Here is a 743-nt window from a genome sequence, read left to right on the forward strand (position 1 = left end):
ACCCCCACCCTCGTTCCCTCCCCTCAAGGGGGAGGGAGGCGATAGCCGATCATTTGTGCGGTCACCCAGAATTGCGTCGCCCTACCCCCAACACATCCAGCAGCAGCAGGATGACGCCGACGGTCAAGGCGACGTCGGCGAGGTTGAAGACGTAGAACGACCAGCCGCCCCAGTGGAAGTGGAAGAAATCGGCGACGGCGCCGTAGATCAGCCGGTCGAGGGCGTTGGAGAGCGCGCCGCCGAGGCAGAGGGCGAGGCCGGCGCGGATCAGCATGCTGTCGGCCCGCCACCACCAGATGGCAAGCGCGGCCATGGCGACGACCATGACGAGGCCCAGCGCCCAGACCGGCAGGCTGCCGAGCAGGCCATAGGAGATGCCGGTGTTCCAGACGAGGACATAGTCGAAGAAATCGGTGACCCGCACCAACTCGCCGCCGCGCCAGCCGGTCATGGAGAAGGGCACGTAGATCGCGGGGATCTCAACGCATTTGCTCATGCCGATCGCGATGCAGTCGGCCGAGACCTGATAGGCCTTGTGGGCGCGATCGAGCCCGAAGGCGAGGACGCCGAGCATGAGGGAGAGGAGGACGGACGGAGCGAGAAGGCGGGAGGTCATGGGTGCCTTGCGCTCCCGGTGTCCATTGGTGGAATCGAGTCCGATTGATGCTTCCCCCCACCCCAACCCCTCCCCTCCAGGGGGAGGGGCTCGAAGGAGCCGCAGGCACTGCGGCCGAGAGTAGTAC

1 protein-coding gene is annotated in these 743 nt (G+C 66.2%); it reads right to left on the minus strand.

Annotated elements, in window-relative coordinates; genetic code table 11:
• Positions 1-61 precede the first annotated feature (61 nt).
• Complete coding sequence (lspA, locus tag VE25_RS20420; protein WP_052732118.1) at positions 62-616, minus strand: signal peptidase II; 555 nt, start codon at positions 614-616, stop codon at positions 62-64.
• Between the last annotated feature and the right edge of the window lie 127 nt (positions 617-743).

The organism is Devosia geojensis, assembly GCF_000969415.1.
GTDB classification, from domain to species: Bacteria; Pseudomonadota; Alphaproteobacteria; order Rhizobiales; family Devosiaceae; genus Devosia; species Devosia geojensis.

Bases quoted from the DNA above. Each gene is read 5' to 3' on its own strand.
- lspA (WP_052732118.1), bottom strand. From the start codon at position 616: ATGACCTCCCGCCTTCTCGCTCCGTCCGTCCTCCTCTCCCTCATGCTC.